Source organism: Isoptericola variabilis (genome assembly GCF_050311655.1).
GTDB lineage: Bacteria > Actinomycetota > Actinomycetes > Actinomycetales > Cellulomonadaceae > Isoptericola > Isoptericola variabilis.
In genome coordinates, this window is sequence record NZ_JBNOZM010000007.1 from 295,924 (window position 1) to 314,809 (window position 18,886).

The window sequence follows — 18,886 nt, forward strand, 5'->3', positions numbered from 1 at the left end:
AGGTTCAGACGGTCGGGACGAAGACGCGCATGGTGGACGGACCGCGCTCGGCCCAGCGGTGGTAGGGGATCAGCGGGAGGTCGACCGGTGCGGACCCCGCGGGCTCGGGCGGACCCTCAGACTCCGGCGGCGCCCCGTCCGGCCCGAACGGGGGCCTCCCCGGCGCGACCTCCGGCAGGGGCTCGACGCGCGCCGTCACGACGGCGCCGTCCCGGTGCTCGACGTCGTCCGGGACGCGTGCCGGGACGGCCGGGTCGACCCGCACCTGCTCCAGCGCGACGCCGTCCGGCAGGTCGACGGACTCCAGCGCGAGCACCAGCGGTCCGCGCTCGACGGCGACGGTGCCGCGGGCGGCGTCGATCCGCGGGTCGGGCCACGAGAAGCGCGGCGCGACGGGCAGGCCCAGCACCACGACGTCGCCCTCGCGCACCGCGACGTCGACCCAGCCGGGCGCGGCGGGGCGCACCACGCCGTCCGGTCCGGTGACCGTCGCGCCCGCGCCGCCCTCCTGCGACGCCCAGTGCGGCACGCGCAGGCGCAGCGTGACCGCGCGCGACCCCCCGACGGGCTCCGGACCGTGCGGCGCCGATCGCACCTCGACCCGCACCTCGCCGTCGTGCGGGTAGGCCGTGTCGACGCGCAGCACGAGCTCGCCGCCCGCGACCTCGACCCGCAGGTCGCCCGCCGCGTACTGGGCGAGGGTCACGACGGCGCCGTCGTCGACGAACGCGGCGTACGCCTGCCAGGACGCGAGGGTGCGCGCCACGTTGGTGGGGCAGCAGGAGACGTCGAACCACGGCGCGCGGACGCCGCCCTCGGCGCGCGGGTTCACGGCGTCGGGCAGCACGTCCGCGCCCGGCTCGCGCTGCTGCAGCGGGTTCGCGTAGAAGAAGGCGCGGCCGTCGGCGCGCGGGGACGTGGCGACGACGTTGTAGAGCGTGCGCTCGACGAGGTCCGCGTACCGCACGTCGCCGGTGGCGAGCAGCAGCCGCCACGACACCATGACCGACGCGACGCCCGCGCACGTCTCGCAGTACGCGCGGTCCGGCGGCAGCTCCCAGTCGTCGCCGAACCCCTCGTCCTGGTGCCGCGAGCCCATGCCGCCGGTGAGGTAGGTGCGGCGCTCCACCGAGCGCGCCCACTGGCGCTCGACGGCGGCACGCAGGTCGTCGTCGTGCGTGTCGACCGCGACGTCCACGGCGCCGGCCGCGAGGTACAGGGCTCGCACGGCGTGCCCGCGCCAGACGTCGGCCTCGCGCACCGGCACGTCGTCCTGGAAGTACGCCGGGCCGAGCAGCGCGACGGGGGCGAGCGTCCCGTGCCCGCGCCGCTCGACGAACAGGCGCGCCTGCTCCGTGTACCGCGGCTCGGCCAGGGCGCGGCCCAGCTCCGCCAGGCCCACCTCGATCTCCGGGTGTCCGCAGATCCCGTCGCTCCCGCCGCCACCGAACTCCCGGCACACGTGGTCCGCCGCGCGGCGCGCGACCTCGACGAGGCGGTCGTCCGGCCCCACGGTGCGGACCCGCGCGACGGCCGCCTGGAGCAGGTGGCCGGTGCAGTACAGCTCGTGACCGGACGACAGGTCGGTGTACCGCGCCGGCCGCCCGGGGTGCCCGAAGCAGGTGTTGAGGTAGCCGTCGTCGTCCTGCGCGGCCGCGACCCGGTCGACGAGCTTGCGAAACGTCGCGTCCACGGAGGGGTCGCCGGTGCGGCCGTGCTCCCAGGCGAGGGCCTCGAGCAGCTTGTAGACCTCCGAGTCGGAGAACTGCCAGCCGGGGCGGTCGGGACCGGTGGTGCCGTCGGCGACCCGGTCAAAGTTGGCGAGCCAGCCCAGCCGCTCCATCCAGTCCAGGCAGTGCTGGAAGGTGGCGCGCGCGTTGGTCTCCTGGAGGCGTCCCCAGAAGCCGCCGTCGAGCCGGAGCTCGCCGACGCCGAGGCCGCGGCGCGGTCCGGGCGCGTCGACCGGGCGCGCGGCGGGGTCGACGGTCAGAGGGGTGGAGGTCATCTGGCTTCTCTCGTCAGTCCTTGACGGCGCCCGCGGTGACGCCCGCGGCCACGTAGCGCTGCGCGACGACGAGGAGGACCGCCGCCGGCACGGACGCGACGACGGCGGTGGCCATGATCGCGTTCCACTGCGTGGTGTTGTTGCCGATGTAGTGGTAGATCCCGAGCGTGATCGGGACGAGGTCGCCGTTCCGGTTGAGGGTCGAGGCGAAGATGAAGTCCGACCAGGCCCACAGGAACGCGAACAGCGACACGGTGATCGTGGAGTTGCGGCTCAGCGGCACGACGACGGACCAGAACGAGCGCCACGCGCCCGCGCCGTCCACCCGGGCGGCCTGCAGCAGCTCGCGCGGGATGCCCGCCATGAACGCGGTGAACAGCAGCACCCCGAACGGCACGGCGATCGTGGAGTCCGCGACGATCAGCCCGCCGACCGTGTTGAGCAGGCCGAGCTTGTTGTAGATCGCGTAAAAGCCCATCGCCATGACGACGGCGGGGATCATCTGCGCCACCAGCAGCAGGAAGTTGAGCGTGCGGCCGCCGCGCAGGTGCAGCAGCCCCAGCGCGTAGCCCGCCGGCGCCGCGATGACGACGGTGAGCACCACGCAGCCGAGGCCCACGAGCAGGCTCGTGCCCAGCGCGGGGAGCTGCTGGTCCAGGACGGCGGAGTAGCCCTCGAACGTCGGCTCCCAGGGGAACCAGTGCGGCGGGTCGGAGCGCAGGTCGCCGGTCCGCGTGAGGGAGACGTTCACCATCCAGTAGACGGGGAACAGCATGACCGCGGTGAAGAGGACGCCGAGGGCCGTCTTCCACCAGGTCCTGCGGGTGTTGCTGCGGATGGTGGCGCTCATGAGTCCTCCTGTCGGCGCTGGAGCTGCAGGTGCAGGAACCCGAAGACGAGCGCGACGAGGATGAGCACGTTGCCCACCGCCGCGGCCGGGGAGAAGTCGGGCTGGCCGGTGCCGAACGCCTCGCGGTAGGACCAGACGGCGAACGTCGTGGACGCGTCGCCCGGCCCGCCGGTCGTCATGATCCAGATGACGTCGACGACCTTGAGCGTGTAGATGAGCCCCAGCAGGATCGTGATGAGGGAGACGGGGCGCAGCAGCGGGAACGTGATGCTCCAGAACTGCCGCCACGCGCCGGCGCCGTCGAGCGACGCCGCCTCGTAGACGTCGCCGGGGATGTTCTGCAGGCCCGAGTAGAGGATGACGAGGTTGAACGGGATGCCGAGCCAGATGTTCGCGATCGTCACCGACAGCAGCGCCGTGTCGGGCGAGGTGAGCCAGTTGATCTGCTCCGCGCCGAAGGCGCCGAGCACCGAGTTCACGATGCCGTTGTCGCTGTTGAGCATCCACGCCCACGTGGAGGCGGAGACGATCAGCGGCAGCAGCCACGGCACGAGGAACATCGCCCGCAGCGCGCCCGACAGCCGGAAGCTCGACCGGAAGAAGACCGCCAGCGCCAGGCCGATCGCGAACTGGAGCACGATCGAGCCCACCGTGAACAGCACCGTGTTGGTCAGGGCCGTCGGGAACGTCGACGAGGAGAACACCTCGGCGTAGTTCTCGAACCCGACGAACTCGGCGTTCCCCTGCACGAACGCACGGATCGTGTAGTCGTGGAGCGACAGGTCGACGTTGCGCCACAGCGGGTAGGCGTAGAAGAGCAGGAGGTAGACCAGGAGCGGCGCGGCGAAGCCGACGGCGGCCCACTGGCTCGCGGTGGGGCCGCGACGTCGCCGCCCCGTGGGCGCGGCGGGCCGTGAGCCCGCCGCGCCAGGCGGCGCTCCGCGCGTCCCGACCGCGGTCGGGGTGGTGGTCATGGTGCGTCCTTCGTCCGTGTGTGCGCTCACATGCCGCGAGCGCGTCGGGCGGATGGGGTCACGGGCGAGCCCGCGTCACTTGGTGCCGGACTCGGCGTCCGCCTGCGCCGTCTTGAGCGCCTCGGCCGGCGTGGCCGAGCCGGACAGGGCGTTCTGCACCGCCGTCCACAGGGCCTCGGAGATGATCGGGTAGTCCGTGCCGAGGCCGTCGCTGGTGCGGCCCTTGGCGTTCTGCACGGCCTCGACCCACGGCTCGAGCTCGGGCTTCTCCTCGAGCAGCGCCTTCTGCCCGTCCGCCGTCGGCGGGATGTAGTAGGCGAAGGTGTTGGCCGTCTCGACGAAGCCCTCGGGCGTCGTCATGCACTCGACGATCTGGCGCGTCGTCTCGTAGCGCTCCGTGTCCTGCTGGACCGGGGCCACGATGAACTCGCCGCCCGTCGGCGCCGGCGCGACGCCGCCGTCCTTGGCCGGGAGCTGCACGATGCCCGTCTCGAAGTCGGCCTCCGCGGCGCTGTTCACCTGCCAGGTGCCGTTCTCCACGAAGCCGAAGTCGCCCGTGAGGAACTCCTCCCACGTGGTGTTCTGCGAGTTCTGGATGACCGAGTTCGGCGCGTAGCCCTCGTCCAGCCAGCCCTTCCACAGCTCGAGCGCCTCGACCGCCTCGGGCGAGTCGAGGTCCGTGAGGTCGGCGCCCGCGCCCCAGAACCAGGGGAGGAACTGGAACGAGCCCTCCTCGGTGCCGATACCGGCGAACGTGATGCCCTTGTGGCCCGCGTCCGTGACCTTCTTCAGCGCCGCCGTCAGCGAGTCCCAGTCCGTGACCGACGCCGGGTCCACCCCGGCGTCCTTGAGCACGTCGGCGTTGTAGTAGAGCGACAGCGTGTTGGCGCCGATGGGGATGCCGTACGCCGCGCCGTCGACGACGCCGGCGTCGAGCAGGTTCTGGTCGATCGCGGACGTGTCCAGCCCGAACTCGTCGACAGTGGTGAGCATGCCGGTGTCCGCGAGGGTCGAGACGGCCGGGTTGTCGAGCAGGATGACGTCGGGCGACGTGCCCTCCTGCGCCGACAGCAGCGCCTGGTTGGTCAGCGCGGTGGTGTCGTAGGCGGTGCGCTCGATGGTGACGCCCGCCTCCTCGCCGCACGCCTGGACGCGCTGGGCCCAGTCGGACTTCTCGTCGTGCTGGGGGTACGGGTCCCACCAGGTGTAGGTGTCGTCGCTCCCGCCCGACGCCCCGGTGCCGGGCGAGTCGGGCGACGAGCAGGCGGCGAGCGAGCCCGCGGCCGCGAGAGCGGTCAGCGCCGCCAGGGCGACGGTCCTGCGCGGGGCGGTGCGGGTGAGGTGGTGCATGGCGGTTCCTCCTTGAACGGTGCCTCGGTCGACGGGTTCGACATTCGTCGAACCGGTTCGACGTTGAACGTCGGCGATGGGGTCGTGCGGTGCGGTGGTCAGCCCTGGCGGGGGGCGGCCGTGCTGCCCCGGTCGACGAGCTCGGGCGAGACGAACCGCACGACGTGCGGCTCGGCGGGCCCCGCCTGCCCCTCGATCCGGCGCACCAGCTCGCGCACGGCCATGCGGCCGAGGCGGTCGGGCGCGCTCTCGATCGACGAGTACGGCAGGGAGAACGTGCGGGCGAACTCGTCCGAGTAGCGCCCGACGACGGACAGGTCGGTCGGCGCGGAGAGCCCCCGCTCGTGCAGCACGGTGGGGAGCGCGGCCGCGGCCGCCTCGTTGTTGATGAGCAGTCCGGTGGCGGCCGGGTGGGCGTCGAGCAGCGCGTGCAGCTCCCGTCCGACGTCGGGCTGGCTCGACGGCGCGAAGACGGCGTGCAGCGTCACCCCGCGCACCCGGGCCGCCTCGAGGGCGGCGTTCTGCAGGCGCCACACGTAGGCGCCGCCCCGCTCGACCACGTGCTCCGGCTGGGAGACGAGCACCAGCTCGCGGTGCCCCAGGCGCTGGAGGTGATCGACCATGAGGCGGCCGGCCTCCTCGAAGTCGAGGTCGAAGACGTCGACGCCCGTGCAGTCGGCCGGCAGGCCCACCAGCGCCCCGGGCTGGGGCGCGTCGCGCAGGATCGGCAGGCGGTCGTCGTGCTCGGCGACGTTGAGCAGCACGATCCCGTCGACCATGCGCGAGTCGGTCATCCGCCGCAGCGCGTTGCGCCCGTCCGACTCCGTGGCGAGCAGGATGTCGTAGCCGAGCTCGCGGGCCGTGTTGGAGACGCCCAGCATGTACTGCAGCATCGCCGGCGCGAACTCGTCCTCGAGGAACTGCGCGAGCAGCCCGATCACGCGCGTCTGGGAGGTGGCCAGCGCCCGCGCCCCGGCGTTCGGGGTGTAGCCGAGCTCGAGGACGGCGTCCTGGACGCGGCGTCGCACGTCGGCCGAGATCGCGCGCTTGCCGGACAGCGCGTACGACGCCGTGCTGCGCGAGACCCCCGCGACACGCGCGACGTCTCCGATGGTGGCCACCGTGCCTCCTGATCGTCCTCGGACCGTCCACATCCTTGCGAACCGGTTCGACGGTAGCGTGCGCTGGCGCGACAGCGCAAGAGGGCACGGGGCGCAAGTTTCTGCCGCGTCCGGTCGCGCAAACGCATGCCTCGTCGAACCGATTCGCTCACGAGTGGGCCGGGACGGTGTCGTCGAGGAGTTCACCCGACCACGACGTGCCCGGCGGGCCCCGCACCCGCTCTTTCCTGGCACGTCGACGACGAGGTCGACGCCACCGCCCGCGCACGACCGGGCGGCGCCCACGTGCAGACAAGCGGAGGGTGACATGGACGCACCACCCCTGGAGGCGACGGACGCGCCTCCCCGGCCACGCCGGAGGACCAGCCGGACGGCGATCGCGATCATCGCGCTCCTGGCGCTGTTCGCCATCGTCGAGGGCACCACCCTCGCGTCGCAGGGCGCGCGGATCGACGCGTTGGAGAACGCTGTGACGCTGCAAGGACCAGCCGGACCCACCGGCCCCCCAGGGCCGCAGGGCGAGCCCGGCCCGCAGGGGCCGGCCGGACCGCGCGGCAAGGCGGGCCCCGAGGGCAAGCAGGGCCCTCCGGGCAAGGACGCCGACACCGCCCCGGCCGCCGTCGTCGAGCCGGACGCACCCGACGAGGGCACGACGGAGGCCGAGCCCGAGCCGCAGCCCGTGTACTACGAGAACTGCGACGCCGCGCGAGCTGCCGGTGCCGCGCCGGTCTTCGTGGGAGACCCTGGTTACGGAGGCCATCTGGATCGCGACGGCGACGGCGTCGGCTGTGAGTGAGGCCATGCGCCCGCGTCGTACCCGGTGATGCTTCCGAGCGGGGATGCCTCACCGGGTACGACGCCGGCAGAGTCCCTGCAGGACTGCGGGGCGCTCGGGGTGACATCCGGTCACGATTCGGGCGAAGGTTCCCCGCGCGCCTTGACACCGTGACGTCGCCGGTCGTGCGATGAGAGCGAGACCGGGGCGCAAGGAGGCGCCAGGCCGGTGCCGCGCGCCGCGCGCACCGACCCCCCACCGGCCCGAGGGCGTAGGGGTGAGGCAGATGCGAGGAGCTCCCAGGACGTCGGCGGTCGCCGCGGTCGCGGCCGTGGCGGCGTTGGCGTTGGCCGCCTGCGGCAGCAACGGCGGTGAGCCGGAGAGCGGCGGCAGCGGCAGCGGCGGCGCGGACGAGGTGGAGGTCTTCACCTGGTGGGCGGCCGGGTCGGAGAAGGCCGGCCTGGACGCGCTGGTCAAGGTGTTCGACGAGCAGCACCCGGACGTGAAGTTCGTCAACGGGGCCGTGGCCGGCGGCGCGGGGTCGCAGGCCAAGGACCTGCTGCAGACGCGCCTGCAGGCGCAGGACCCGCCGGACACGTTCCAGGCCCACGCGGGCGCGGAGCTGCAGGACTACATCGACGCCGCGCAGATCGAGCCCGTCTCCGACCTCTACGACGAGTTCGGGCTGACCGACGTCTTCCCGCCCGATCTCATGGACCGGCTGACGGCCGACGACGGCGAGATCTACTCGATCCCGTCGAACATCCACCGGGCCAACGTGGTGTGGTCCAACCGGCAGGTGCTCACCGACGCGGGGATCGACCCCGACGCCACGTACTCGGACCTCTCGGCGTGGATGGACGACCTGGCGAAGCTCAAGAAGGCTGGCGTCACGCCGCTCGCCGTCGCGCAGGCGTGGACGCAGGTGCAGCTGCTCGAGACGGTGCTGCTGTCCGACCTGGGCGCGGAGGGCTACTCCGGGCTGTGGGACGGGTCGACCGACTGGAAGGGACCCGAGGTCACGGCGGCGCTGGAGGACTTCCAGACGCTCATGGGCTACACGAACACCGACCGTGACGGCCTGGACTGGCCGGAGTCGCAGCAGCTCGTCATCGACGGCAAGGCCGCGTTCACCGTGATGGGCGACTGGGCGGAGGCGTCGTACGAGGAGCAGAAGCAGGAGCTGGGCACCGACTACTCGGCCTTCGCCGTGCCGGGCACGGACGGCGTGTTCGACTTCCTCGCCGACTCGTTCACGCTGCCCGTGGGCGCCCCGCACCCCGGTGGCGCGAAGGCGTGGCTGGAGACGGTGGGCTCGGCCGAGGGCCAGGAGGCGTTCAACAAGGCCAAGGGCTCGATCCCGGCCCGCACGGACGTCGAGATGTCGACCTTCGGCGAGTACCAGCAGTCCGCGGCCGAGGCGTTCAAGAGCGACACGATCGTGTCCTCGCTGGCGCACGGGGCCGCCGTCCCGGTGGCGACGCTCACCGCGATCACCGACGCCACCAGCAAGTTCACCTCGGGGGCCTCCGACCTGGCGGCGTTCCAGTCGGAGCTGGCCGCCGCGAACGCTGGCTGAGGCGCCGATGGCCACCGCCACGCGCAGGCGCGCGGGGGCGCGCCGGGCGGTCCGCCGCGCCGGCGCGCCCCTGCTCCTGCTGCTGCCCTCGCTGATCCTGGTCGGGGTGTTCGTCTACGGCCTCATCGTGGCGAACGCCCGCCAGTCCGCCACCGACAACCACACGGCCGCGCAGGCGACGGGCCAGGCGCCGACGACGGGCGTCGGGCTGCGCAACTACCTCGACCTGCTGGGCAGCGAGGAGTTCCAGCACTCGCTGACCAACCTCGTGCTGTACACCGTGGTGTTCCTGGTGGGCACGATGATCATCGGCTTCCTGTGGGCCTGGCTGCTCGACAAGCCGCTGCGGGGAGAGGGCTTCTTCCGGTCGATCTACCTGTTCCCGATGGCGGTCTCGTTCATCGCGTCGGGCGTGGTGTGGCGGTGGCTGCTCAACTCCAACCAGGACGAGCAGGCGTCGGGCCTCAACCGGCTGTTCCAGATGATCGGGCTGGACGCGCTGCAGAACAACTGGTGGAACAACGTGTCGGTGGGCATCGTGGCCATCGCGATCCCGGCGATCTGGCAGCTCTCCGGCTACGTGATGGCGCTGTTCCTCGCCGGCTTCCGCGGCATCCCCGTGGAGCTGCGGGAGGCCGCGCGGGTGGACGGCGCCAGTGAGTGGAAGCTGTACCGGCACGTGCTATTCCCGCAGCTGTCGCCGATCGCGCTCTCGGCGCTGATCATCATCGGCCACATGTCGCTCAAGGCGTTCGACCTCATCATGTCGATCTCCAAGCCGGCGAACTACCAGACCAAGGTCCCCGCCGTGGACATGTACGTGTTCAAGTCGGCCTTCGACTACGCGAACGCGGCCGCCGTCGGCACGATCCTCCTGGTGATCGTGGCGATCGTCATCGTGCCCTACCTGGTCCACACGCACCGGCAGGACAAGCGATGACCGCCGTCGTCGAGGAGGCCGGGCGCCCCATCGACCTGGGCCGTCGCGCCGCGCCGCGCGGCAGGTTCACCGTGGGCCGCACGCTGCGCTACCTGGTGCTGCTCCTCTTCGTGCTCGTGGTGCTGGTGCCGGTGTACGTGCTGCTCGTGACCAGCTTCAAGGGACCCGGCGACGCCGCCCCCACCCGCGCGTGGAACCTGCCGCAGGTGTGGACCACGGCCAACTGGGAGACGGCGTGGAGCACCCTCTCGCCCGCCATCGCGCGCACCGTGCAGATGGTGGTGCCGGCCGCGCTGATCTCGGCGTTCCTCGGGTCGCTCAACGGTTTCGTGCTGTCACGGTGGCGGTTCCCCGGTGCCGACCTCGTGTTCACGCTGATCCTGTTCGGCATGTTCATCCCGTACCAGGCGGTGATGATCCCGCTGAACCAGCTCGTGCTCGGGCTGGGAGTGCCGAGCGGCGTGCCGTCGCTGATCCTGCTGCACGTCGTCTACGGCATCCCCATCACGACGCTCATCTTCCGCAACTACTACATGACCGTGCCGCAGGAGCTCATCGAGGCCGCGCGGGTCGACGGCGCGGGGATGCTGCGCACGTACGCCTGGATCGTGCTGCCGATCTCCGTGCCGAGCTTCGTCGTCGTGCTCATCTGGCAGTTCACCTCGGCGTGGAACGACTTCCTGTTCGCCGTCTTCTTCTCCTCCAGCCAGAACGGGCCGGTCACCCTCGCGCTGAACAACCTGGCGAACGGCGCGCTGCTGCAGGACTACGGCGTCTCCATGGCGGGCGCGCTGTTCGCGTCGCTGCCCACGCTGCTCGTGTACGTGCTGCTGGGCCGGTACTTCATGGGCGGGCTGATGTCCGGGTCGGTGAAGGGCTGAACCGGCCGCGCGGGCCTGTGGACGACGGGCCTCGCGTGTCGGCAGGACCGGGCAGGCTGGGGGCATGACGACGACCACCACCGCCGCCCGGTGCTTCGGCGACGGCGACCCCCTGTACGAGGAGTACCACGACACCGAGTGGGGCGTGCCCGTGCACGGCGAGGCCGCGCTGCTGGAGCGGATCGCGCTGGAGGGGTTCCAGTCCGGGCTGTCGTGGATCACCGTGCTGCGCAAGCGCCCCGCGTTCCGGGAGGTGTTCGCCGGGTTCGAGCCGGAGAAGGTGGCGGCGCTCGGGCCCGACGACGTCGAGCGGCTGCTCGGCGACGCCCGGATCATCCGCAACCGGCAGAAGATCGAGGCCACGATCGGCAACGCCCGGGCCGTGCTCGCCATGCACGACGCCGGCCGCACGCTCGACGAGCTGTTCTGGTCGTTCGCTCCCCCGCCCCGCGAGCGCCGGCTGGGCGCCTGGGACACCGTGCCTGCCAGCACCCCCAAGTCGGTGGCCCTCGCCAAGGCGCTGAAGAAGGAGGGCTTTCGCTTCTTCGGCCCGACGACGGCGTACGCGGCCATGCAGGCCTGCGGGCTGGTGGACGACCATCTCGCCACGTGCCCGGTGGTCACCGGCGGGGCGCTCGGCGAGCAGCCTCCCGCCTGACCTGGTCGACTGTCCCCGTGACCGGGTTCTGGTGGGGCCTGCTGGGCAGCTCGTCGCTGCTGATCGGTGCCGCGCTGGTGCTGTGGCGGACGCCGAGCCGGCGGCTGACCGGCCTCATCATGGCATTCGGCGCGGGGGTGCTCATCAGCGCCGTCGCGTACGACCTGGTGGAGGACGCGTCGCGGTCGGCGAGCGGCTGGGTGCTGCTCGCGGGGCTGGCCGCCGGCGCGCTGACGTTCTTCGTCGGCGACCTGCTCATCGACCGGCGCGGAGGACGCGATCGCAAGCGGTCCACCGGGGCGCAGTCGGAGGGGTCGGGCGGCGCGATCGCGCTGGGCACGGTGCTGGACGGCATCCCCGAGTCGGTGGTGCTGGGCTCCACGCTGGTGGGCGGCGGCGGGGTGAGCGTCGCGGTGCTCGCCGCCGTGTTCATCTCCAACCTGCCCGAGGCGATGTCCGCCACGGTCGGGCTCCGCCAGGCCGGCGCGTCGACCGCGCGGCTGGCGCTGCTGTGGGGCGGCACCACCCTGGTCTCCGCCGTCGCTGCCGGGGTGGGATACGCCGCGCTGGGGTCCGCGGACCCGGCGACCATCGCCGTCGTGCAGGCCTTCGCCGCGGGCGCCCTGCTCACCATGCTGGTCGACACGATGATCCCCGAGGCCACCGAGTTCGGCGGCCCGGTCACCGGGCTCGTCACCGTGCTCGGTTTCGCCACCGCCTTCGGGCTGTCGGCGCTGGGCTAGGCGCCTGCCTAGGCTCGGCGGCGATGATCACCCCCGCGGCGCACTGCCCGGAGTTCGCTGACGAGTTCCGCACCGAGGCCGCGCGGCTCCGGGCGGCCCTGGTGCCGAGATGCAACCTAGATTGCACGAACCTCCGGCTATGTAACACGACCCTTGACCAAGGGTTGCGGGGCTGGCGCACGGCACGGCTCCAGGGTCGCGGCGCTCAGAAACCACCGATTCTGAGGCGCGTCAATAACCGGTTCTGGATGTTTAGAAACCTAGTACTACAGCCGTAGATCGTGATGTCTGACGGTATGCCCTTCGGCGGATATCGCGGCGGCGGCTCATGCCGTCGTGGGCGGTGCTTGCGTCGAGCAGGTGAACTTCGGGCAGTGTCTCGCCGGCCGTGTCGCTGAAGGTGCTGTAGTCCAGCGAGTGGAGTCGGCCGTCGTGGACCCACAGCTCGAGCAGTCCCAGGTGCTCGTCCCCGTCGATGACAGAGAGAGCTTCGATCGGACCGGCTGCGTGCGACGGGATCCTCGGCACGTCTGCCCCGGCAGGGACATCGATGCGGAAGCACGCGTCACCGTCGTGGTCCTTGCCACCCCAACGCGCGTGCGCGAGTTGCGCCCTGGCTTCCTCAGACCCTGGCCAGGTACCCGCGCAGATGTACTCCAGCAGAGCTGACTCGAGCGGTGTCAGGGCTACGCCCCGCCGTCGAGTCGAATCAGCGCTGCGCCAGAATCCGGTTCTGGACGTTTCGAAACCCGCCGCAGGCGGGCCATGCCGACAGGACTGACGGGAGCTCAGCGAGGCGCAGCTCGTGGTGGGATTGCGGTCATGTTCGTCCGCTTCCAGTCGCCACTCCCCGGCAAGCGCGGTGTACACACCGGCGTCTTCGGGCTCACCAACCTGCTCGGACGTGCCGGGCTCCTGACGCCCGAGGAACACGCGACGTGGCGGGCAGGGAACGACTGGTACAACGCTGCCTACCCCGATCCGATGGACACCGACCCGTCCGTCTACAACGAGACCGCGCACCCGCGCGCCACGGCGTGGTTCAAGGAGTCGGCTACCCACCTCCTCGATCGTGTGCCGCCATACCTCGCGATCCTCAGCGCGCACGGCGTGGAATGTGTCCGGGTCGAGTCGGACGACCCGGGGCGCGTGATCTACGAGGACCACGTTCAGATCGTCGTCGTGCCCCACGACCCGACCGCGTCGACCTCGGTTGATCCCACAGCCTGACGACTGCGGCCGGGACGCCCGTGCGAGTATTCGTATCCAACGCGAGAGATGGGGACGAGCATGGACCCGACGCGGGAGCGGTGGACCGCCGTGGGTACAGGTGCCGTGATCGTCGCTGTGATGGCTGGAACGTGGTTGATGTGCGAGAACGTCCTCGCGTGGCGCGACACCTTTCGACTTGAGGATCTCACCTACGCGCGCAACCAGGTTGACGACTTCGAGGCGTACCGGTCCGGTGGTGTCTTCGCGTCCGGGACGGCGTGGGCCGCGCTGGTCGTCGTGCTGATCGCCATCGTGCTCGCCACCGTGGCCGGTGTACGCGCCGGCAGATGACGTTTCACGTTCGCAGTTGTCAGTGCTGCCTGCCTCATAGCATTCGTGGCCGCCGGCGCGGTGCTTCCGTTCGGCCCGTTGGTCCTCCTGGTCTCCGCGCTTCCTGCCACGGCTGCCGTGCGTTCGTTGTCCCGGCCAGCGAACGGGCACCGTCTCGCCGATACCGGGCCACGCGGCCTGTAGTCGCTGCTTCCGAGCCCTGATCCGACGAGCCGGGTGAGCACGTCACCCGCGCCCGCGACGCTACTCTGGCCGCCATGGCAGCCCACGAGCAGGGACCAAGCGCTCCGACCCTTCCGAACGACGTGCCGCGCCCGGAGTCGTCGGCGAAGTTGCTCGGCACGGGTCTCGTCCTGCTCCTCGCGGGTTTCGTGCTGATGCAGGGTGGCATGGACTCCCTCTTCGGCGTGCTTGGTCTCCTCGTGGTCGCAGTAGGCGTGATCTCATTGGCATCCGGGATATACCGGGCCGCGCGGAACCTCGACTCGATCGCCGCTGTCTTGTACAACGAGTCACGGCGCCGCGACGGATGACGCACGGCCCACGCCTCCATACCGCCTCCCGGTGGACGCTCGGGGCCATCATGTTGCTCTCCATCGCCGCGGCTTCGGGCTGCTCGGCCCTCGCGGCTGTCGTCGATCGCACGGCGTACTGCCAACCGGAGGACCCGGTAGTCACCCCGCAACGCGTCGCACCCGGCGACGAGCTGCACATCGAGACCACCGGACGAGAAACCGGCGTGGACTGCGAGCCGCGCATGCCGGACCGCGCACGCTACGCGGTCTCGATCATGTCCGAGATGCCCGACAGTGACCCGGCCATGGGTCGCTACGCGGCAGCCCTCGGAGTGCTGGACCCGAGCAGCGACGGAGCTGCTGAAGGAACCGTCCGCATCCCCGGCGACATCCCAGCCGGCAAGGCGGAGGTATTCCTCAGCCTCCAGGGCGCCAAGACCATCTGTGAGCTCGACCCGAGCATCGGCTGCGCTAAGAACCCCTCCGCTCCGATCGACGTCAGCGACTGACGGTGGCTGCGGGAAGCAGCTATGACTGCTGGCTCCCAGGAGGGCACATATTCCTGGCGCTGCCAACCGGCGGCGCAACCTAGTTGCACGCCACCCGCGGCGCATCCGGGTCATTGCAAGATGCACCGGCGTGTCCATGCAATCTGCGCCGCACGTCGACACCTGGGCGACCGGGTGGGCTGGCGGACGACGTCGCGCCGCTCGCCTACCGGCGGATCGCGCACGGGCCGAAGAACCACGGCGTCTACGTGCGGGAGCACGACGGCGCGCGCACCCACATCCTGCACGTCTTCGCCGACGATGTCTCGGACACCTGCCCCCAGCGGTTGTTCCGCGACAAGCTGCTCCGCGACGCGACCGCGCGGCGCCGGTACGGCGACCTCAAGACCCGGCTCGCGGCCGAGCTCACCGACGGGCGGGAGTACACCGCCGGCAAGCGGGCGCTCGTCGAGGAGCTGCTCAACGAGGAGCGGGCGGCGCGCGGTCTGCCGCCGACGACGGCCTGGGACAAGTAGCCCCGGCCGCCGCCGCGGCGACGGCGTCAGACCGCCGAACGGTCGGCCTCCTCGACGGCGGCGACCTGCTGCTGCACCTCCCGGACGCGCGCGACGTCGAGCTTCTCGGACCGGTCGAAGCGGTACACGCCGTTCTGCTCCTGGAACACGTCGGTGAGCTGCGTGTAGCAGTAGCCGAACATCAGCGGGTCGCCGAGCAGCACCTCGGTGAGGCCGCGGAACCGGGCGTGGAACTCCTCCTCGTCCGCGACGCGCTGGCCGTAGCCCCACGACTCGGAGATGTCGTTCCCCGCGGCGGCGGCCGCCGCCTCCGGGTTCCACCAGATGCCCCCGTACTCGGAGACGAAGTAGGGCTGCCCCCGGTACGGCAGGGACATCGCGGCGTCGGCGCGCCGGTTCTCGTACGGCGCGCCGTCGGTCAGGCCGGCCTGCTGGCGGGCGAACTCCGCCGGGTCCTGCTCGTAGCTGTGCGAGTCCCAGACGTCGGTCTCGAGCACGCGGTGCGAGTACCCGCTCGCGTCGATCACCGGCCGCGACGGGTCCGCGAGCTTGGTGGCGAGGAACATGCCGCGAGTGACGTCGTCGAGCACGGTCAGCCGGTCGTGCAGGTCCTGGTGCGTCTCGTTGAGGGGGCACCAGCCGACGATCGACGGGTGCGAGTGGTCCCGCTCCAGCACCTCCAGCCACTGGGTGGTGAACGACGCCGTGGGCTGCTGGTTGTGGCCGACGGCGCCCTGCCCGCTCACGCCCCAGTCGCCGAACTCGCCCCACACGAGGTAGCCGAGCCGGTCGGCGTGGAACAGGAACCGCTCCTCGAAGACCTTCTGATGCAGCCGCGCGCCGTTGAACCCGGCCCGCAGGGCGAGCTCGATGTCGCGCACCAGCGCGGCGTCGGACGGCGCCGTCATGAGCGACTCGGGCCAGTAGCCCTGGTCGAGGACGAGGCGCTGGAACACGGCGCGTCCGTTGATCCGCACGGCCTGGCCGTCGATCGCGACCGACCGCAGGCCCGCGTAGGAGTCGACGGCGTCGACGAGCGCTCCGTCGCCGTCGCGCAGCTCCACCCGCAGGCCGTACAGGTGCGGGTCCCCCGGGCCCCACAGCCGCACCCTGTCCTCCGGGACGACGACGCGCAGCGCGGGCGCGAGGTCGACGTCGGCGCGGGCGGTCGCGGCGGCGACGACGCCGTCGGCGTCGGTGAGCGTCGCGGTGACGGTGTGGCCGGGGCGGTTCGCGGTGAGCGGCAGCACGACGTCGAACGCGCTGCTCGCGACGTGCGGCGTGATGCGCGGGCGCCGCAGGTGGGCGGCGGGCACGGGCTCCAGCCACACCGTCTGCCAGATGCCGGTGGTGCGCGTGTACTGGCAGTGCGTGTTGGCGTACCAGGTGGCCTGCTTGCCGCGGGCCTGGCGGGCGTCGCGCGGGTCGCGGGCCCGCACGACGACGGTCACGGTGTCGCCGGGCGCGGCCACGCCGTGCAGGTCGGCGGTGAACGGCGAGAAGCCGCCGCGGTGCCGCACCACCTCGGTGCCGTCCACCCACACGGTGGTGTCGTGGTCGACCGCGCCGAAGTGCAGCAGCACGTGCGTGTCATCGCCGTCGACGGCGGCCCACTCGGCCGGCACGGTCACCTCGCGGCGGTACCAGACCGCCTCGAGGAAGTCGGTGTCCCCGATCCCGGACAGCTCCGACTCGGGCGCGAACGGCACGGTGATGCTGCCGGCGAGCTCGCGGTCGCGCAGCCCGCGCTCGAGCCCCGAGTCGCCGCGGTCCACCTCGAACTGCCACGTGCCGTTGAGGTTGAGCCAGCGCTCGCGCACCACCTGCGGGCGCGGGTACTCCGGACGGGGGACGGCCGCACCGGCAGGGGCGGAGGGCGGGTCGAGGTGGGTGAGATGTGCCATGGCGGCTGCTCCGTCGCGGTCGACTGGTCGATGGTCCGGGCTGATTCAACCTCTGTGATCCAAAAAACGCAACGTTGTACCAGGGGGGCTCTCCCCGAGGGCGCCGTCAGCCCTGGCGCCGGGAGCTCTCCCGCACCAGCAGCCGGTGCGGCGCGACGACGTCCTCGGCGTCCCCTGCACCACCCTCCACCTGTGCGACGAGCCGCGCCACGGCGCGCTCCGCGATGCCGCGCACGTCGGGCGCCACGGTGGTGAGGCCCGGGTTCGCGTACCGCCCGTCCTCGGTGTTGTCCCACCCGACGACGCCGACGTCCTCCGGCACCCGGACGCCGTTGGTGCGCAGCACGTGCATGGCGCCGAGGGCCAGCAGGTCGTTGCCGCACACCAGCCCGTCGATCTCGCCGACGCGGGCCAGCACGTCCTCGACCGTCCGCGCCCCCGCGGCGCGGCTGTAGTCCGGCACGGGGAGCACCCAGTCCGGACGGGCCTCGAGCCCGGCGTCGCGCAGCTCCTCGACGAACCCGCGCTGGCGCGGCGCGCCCGAGCGCTCGGGCACGCCGGGCTCGGCGCCCAGGAACGCGAGCCGGCGGCGTCCGGTGTCCAGCAGGTGCCGGGTCGCCTCGCGCGCGGCCGCGACGTTGTCGATGCTCACGTGGTCGGTGGCGAGGGGCGCGCCGGGGTTCCAGGGCCGCTCGCCGAGCAGCACCATCGGCGTCGCGCCGCGCAGCTCGTCGACGTCGCTCAGGCTGAGGTCGAGGGGGCTGAAGACGATGCCGTCGATGAGCCGCACGTCGAAGCCGCGAGCCACGAGCCGCTCCGCGTCGGCGTCGCCCCGGGTCTCGTCGATGAGCACCCGGTACCCGCGGGACGCCGCGACCTCGATGGTCTCGTGGGCCAGCGTCGAGAAATAGGGCGAGTCGATCTGCGGCACCGCCAGCGCGAGGATCCCCGTGCGGCCCTGCCGCAACTGGCGGCCGGCGAGGCTCGGGCGGTAGCCGAGCTCGGCGATGACGCCCTCGACACGTTCGCGCGTCGCGGCCCCCACGCGGCCCGTGCCGTTCACGACGTTGGAGACGGTCTTCCAGGACACGCCCGCCGCAGCCGCCACGTCCTTGATCCCGGGCGCCCTGCGCCGCCCGCCGCGTCCGGGGGCTTCGTCCGTCGTCTCTGCCACACATCCTCCTCGTCGCGGGTGGCAGCTCTTGACGAGCGGCCTCCGGTAGTTCATCGTGGTCCAACGTTAGACCGCAACGTTGAACCAGCAGGGTGTGGAGTGACCGCCGTCACCGTCGCGCTTGACAGCAGCGGCGACGCTCGTCAGGCTTGCCAGCCATGCATGATACGTATCATGCAGGCGGGCAGAGGCCGTGGCGTGCGCGTCAGACGGCGCTTTGCACCCCGCCGGTACCGAGACAATGACGACCCTCGGAGTGATCAGTGACTGTGATCGGCGTATCAGGACCCGCGCAGCCCCCTGCACCGGCCCCACCGGGATCCGGACCGGGCGGCGCCTCGCGACGTCGCGCGGCACGCCGTCGTGAAGCCGGTGCGGGGTTTGCGTTCTTGTCGCCGTGGTTGGTGGGTTTCGTGGTGTTGACGGCGTTCCCGATGGTGGCGTCGTTGTATCTCGCGTTCACGGACTACGACTTGTTCCGTCCGCCGTCGTGGGTGGGGTGGGAGAACTTCACGAAGCTGTTCGACGACCCCCGTTTTTGGACGTCGGCGAAGGTGACGGCGATCTATGTGCTGGTCGGCACGCCGATCAAGCTCGCGGCGGCGTTGTTGGTCGCGATGGTGTTGAACATGAAGCACCGGGGCCAGGGGGCGTATCGGTCGATCTTCTACGCCCCGTCGCTGATCGGCGCGAGCGTGTCGATCGCGATCGTGTGGAAGGCGATGTTCATCGATGACGGCATCGTGGACCGCGTCCAGCAGCTGTTCGGGCTGCCGGCCGGGGGGTGGGTGGGTGACCCGTCCAAGACGATGCCGATGTTCGTGCTGCTG

The 18,886-nt window shown here is 71.6% G+C and carries 19 protein-coding genes; 12 read left to right on the top strand and 7 right to left on the bottom strand.

The genetic code is table 11. The annotated features are described in order from the left end of the window. Nucleotides 1-4: 4 nt before the first annotated feature. The 5 genes from ACQP60_RS16740 to ACQP60_RS16760 all read right to left on the bottom strand — a co-directional run bounded on the left by ACQP60_RS16740 (nucleotide 5) and on the right by ACQP60_RS16760 (nucleotide 6,300). Nucleotides 5-2,005: a glycoside hydrolase family 127 protein gene (locus tag ACQP60_RS16740; protein WP_429734903.1), complete on the bottom strand. Its 2,001-nt coding sequence runs from the start codon at nucleotides 2,003-2,005 to the stop codon at nucleotides 5-7. A gap of 13 nt (nucleotides 2,006-2,018) precedes the next feature. Beyond that, nucleotides 2,019-2,855, bottom strand: coding sequence for a carbohydrate ABC transporter permease (locus ACQP60_RS16745; RefSeq protein WP_429734905.1), 837 nt, complete (start codon nucleotides 2,853-2,855; stop codon nucleotides 2,019-2,021). Next, nucleotides 2,852-3,829, bottom strand: a complete 978-nt coding sequence (locus ACQP60_RS16750; protein WP_429734908.1) for a carbohydrate ABC transporter permease — start codon at nucleotides 3,827-3,829, stop codon at nucleotides 2,852-2,854. The genes ACQP60_RS16745 and ACQP60_RS16750 overlap by 4 nt, the downstream gene beginning before the upstream one ends. A 75-nt stretch (nucleotides 3,830-3,904) precedes the next feature. After that, nucleotides 3,905-5,179 carry a sugar ABC transporter substrate-binding protein gene (locus ACQP60_RS16755; RefSeq protein ID WP_429734910.1) on the bottom strand — a complete coding sequence of 425 codons (1,275 nt, stop codon included), beginning with the start codon at nucleotides 5,177-5,179 and terminating at the stop codon, nucleotides 3,905-3,907. A 98-nt stretch (nucleotides 5,180-5,277) separates the two neighbouring features. Further along, nucleotides 5,278-6,300, bottom strand: coding sequence for a LacI family DNA-binding transcriptional regulator (locus ACQP60_RS16760; RefSeq protein ID WP_429734914.1), 1,023 nt, complete (start codon nucleotides 6,298-6,300; stop codon nucleotides 5,278-5,280). A 307-nt stretch (nucleotides 6,301-6,607) separates the two neighbouring features. On the opposite strand from ACQP60_RS16760, the gene ACQP60_RS16765 reads away from it, so the two are divergent. From ACQP60_RS16765 to ACQP60_RS16815, 11 genes are all read left to right on the top strand, one after another. Next, entirely contained in the window at nucleotides 6,608-7,096 is a 489-nt protein-coding gene (locus tag ACQP60_RS16765) for an excalibur calcium-binding domain-containing protein (RefSeq protein WP_429734917.1), read from the top strand. Between the two features lie 265 nt (nucleotides 7,097-7,361). Continuing rightward, nucleotides 7,362-8,654, top strand: a complete 1,293-nt coding sequence (locus tag ACQP60_RS16770) for an ABC transporter substrate-binding protein (RefSeq protein ID WP_429734919.1) — start codon at nucleotides 7,362-7,364, stop codon at nucleotides 8,652-8,654. Nucleotides 8,655-8,661: 7 nt separating this feature from the next. Then, a complete protein-coding gene (locus ACQP60_RS16775) occupies nucleotides 8,662-9,594 on the top strand; it encodes a carbohydrate ABC transporter permease (protein WP_429734921.1) in 933 nt (310 codons plus the stop codon). Next, on the top strand, nucleotides 9,591-10,475 hold the full coding sequence (locus tag ACQP60_RS16780; protein WP_429734924.1) for a carbohydrate ABC transporter permease: 885 nt from the start codon (nucleotides 9,591-9,593) through the stop codon (nucleotides 10,473-10,475). Before ACQP60_RS16775 ends, ACQP60_RS16780 begins: the two co-directional genes overlap by 4 nt. 64 nt (nucleotides 10,476-10,539) lie before the next feature. Then, nucleotides 10,540-11,133 (top strand): DNA-3-methyladenine glycosylase I, encoded by a 594-nt coding sequence (locus tag ACQP60_RS16785; RefSeq protein WP_429734926.1) that lies wholly within the window; start codon nucleotides 10,540-10,542, stop codon nucleotides 11,131-11,133. 17 nt (nucleotides 11,134-11,150) lie between these two features. After that, nucleotides 11,151-11,876, top strand: coding sequence for a ZIP family metal transporter (locus tag ACQP60_RS16790; protein ID WP_429734928.1), 726 nt, complete (start codon nucleotides 11,151-11,153; stop codon nucleotides 11,874-11,876). A gap of 822 nt (nucleotides 11,877-12,698) precedes the next feature. After that, nucleotides 12,699-13,106, top strand: a complete 408-nt coding sequence (locus ACQP60_RS16795; protein ID WP_429734930.1) for a hypothetical protein — start codon at nucleotides 12,699-12,701, stop codon at nucleotides 13,104-13,106. Nucleotides 13,107-13,166: 60 nt separating this feature from the next. Further along, complete coding sequence (locus tag ACQP60_RS16800) at nucleotides 13,167-13,439, top strand: hypothetical protein (RefSeq protein ID WP_429734932.1); 273 nt, start codon at nucleotides 13,167-13,169, stop codon at nucleotides 13,437-13,439. A gap of 257 nt (nucleotides 13,440-13,696) precedes the next feature. Beyond that, entirely contained in the window at nucleotides 13,697-13,972 is a 276-nt protein-coding gene (locus ACQP60_RS16805) for a hypothetical protein (RefSeq protein WP_429734934.1), read from the top strand. A 50-nt stretch (nucleotides 13,973-14,022) separates the two neighbouring features. Continuing rightward, nucleotides 14,023-14,463 carry a hypothetical protein gene (locus tag ACQP60_RS16810; protein ID WP_429734936.1) on the top strand — a complete coding sequence of 147 codons (441 nt, stop codon included), beginning with the start codon at nucleotides 14,023-14,025 and terminating at the stop codon, nucleotides 14,461-14,463. Nucleotides 14,464-14,576: 113 nt separating this feature from the next. Then, nucleotides 14,577-14,978, top strand: a complete 402-nt coding sequence (locus ACQP60_RS16815) for a GrpB family protein (protein ID WP_429734938.1) — start codon at nucleotides 14,577-14,579, stop codon at nucleotides 14,976-14,978. A gap of 26 nt (nucleotides 14,979-15,004) precedes the next feature. Here ACQP60_RS16815 and ACQP60_RS16820 read toward each other — a convergent pair whose 3' ends face one another. Together ACQP60_RS16820 and ACQP60_RS16825 are read right to left on the bottom strand one after the other, a co-directional pair. Beyond that, a complete protein-coding gene (locus ACQP60_RS16820) occupies nucleotides 15,005-16,882 on the bottom strand; it encodes a glycoside hydrolase family 2 protein (protein ID WP_429734940.1) in 1,878 nt (625 codons plus the stop codon). Nucleotides 16,883-16,988: 106 nt separating this feature from the next. After that, on the bottom strand, nucleotides 16,989-18,056 hold the full coding sequence (locus ACQP60_RS16825; RefSeq protein ID WP_429734942.1) for a LacI family DNA-binding transcriptional regulator: 1,068 nt from the start codon (nucleotides 18,054-18,056) through the stop codon (nucleotides 16,989-16,991). 272 nt (nucleotides 18,057-18,328) lie between these two features. Here ACQP60_RS16825 and ACQP60_RS16830 point away from each other — a divergent pair. Then, nucleotides 18,329-18,886, top strand: a 558-nt coding sequence (locus ACQP60_RS16830; protein ID WP_429734953.1) for a carbohydrate ABC transporter permease, incomplete at its 3' end; no start/stop codon positions are given.

What these genes read in the sequence shown, in the direction of transcription:
- ACQP60_RS16795 (WP_429734930.1), top strand. Translation starts at nt 12,699, where the DNA reads ATGTTCGTCCGCTTCCAGTCGCCACTCCCCGGCAAGCGCGGTGTACAC.
- ACQP60_RS16770 (WP_429734919.1), top strand. Translation starts at nt 7,362, where the DNA reads ATGCGAGGAGCTCCCAGGACGTCGGCGGTCGCCGCGGTCGCGGCCGTG.
- ACQP60_RS16740 (WP_429734903.1), bottom strand. Translation starts at nt 2,005, where the DNA reads ATGACCTCCACCCCTCTGACCGTCGACCCCGCCGCGCGCCCGGTCGAC.
- ACQP60_RS16820 (WP_429734940.1), bottom strand. Translation starts at nt 16,882, where the DNA reads ATGGCACATCTCACCCACCTCGACCCGCCCTCCGCCCCTGCCGGTGCG.
- ACQP60_RS16750 (WP_429734908.1), bottom strand. Translation starts at nt 3,829, where the DNA reads ATGACCACCACCCCGACCGCGGTCGGGACGCGCGGAGCGCCGCCTGGC.
- ACQP60_RS16800 (WP_429734932.1), top strand. Translation starts at nt 13,167, where the DNA reads ATGGACCCGACGCGGGAGCGGTGGACCGCCGTGGGTACAGGTGCCGTG.
- ACQP60_RS16810 (WP_429734936.1), top strand. Translation starts at nt 14,023, where the DNA reads ATGTTGCTCTCCATCGCCGCGGCTTCGGGCTGCTCGGCCCTCGCGGCT.
- ACQP60_RS16745 (WP_429734905.1), bottom strand. Translation starts at nt 2,855, where the DNA reads ATGAGCGCCACCATCCGCAGCAACACCCGCAGGACCTGGTGGAAGACG.
- ACQP60_RS16805 (WP_429734934.1), top strand. Translation starts at nt 13,697, where the DNA reads ATGGCAGCCCACGAGCAGGGACCAAGCGCTCCGACCCTTCCGAACGAC.
- ACQP60_RS16780 (WP_429734924.1), top strand. Translation starts at nt 9,591, where the DNA reads ATGACCGCCGTCGTCGAGGAGGCCGGGCGCCCCATCGACCTGGGCCGT.
- ACQP60_RS16775 (WP_429734921.1), top strand. Translation starts at nt 8,662, where the DNA reads ATGGCCACCGCCACGCGCAGGCGCGCGGGGGCGCGCCGGGCGGTCCGC.
- ACQP60_RS16785 (WP_429734926.1), top strand. Translation starts at nt 10,540, where the DNA reads ATGACGACGACCACCACCGCCGCCCGGTGCTTCGGCGACGGCGACCCC.
- ACQP60_RS16765 (WP_429734917.1), top strand. Translation starts at nt 6,608, where the DNA reads ATGGACGCACCACCCCTGGAGGCGACGGACGCGCCTCCCCGGCCACGC.
- ACQP60_RS16755 (WP_429734910.1), bottom strand. Translation starts at nt 5,179, where the DNA reads ATGCACCACCTCACCCGCACCGCCCCGCGCAGGACCGTCGCCCTGGCG.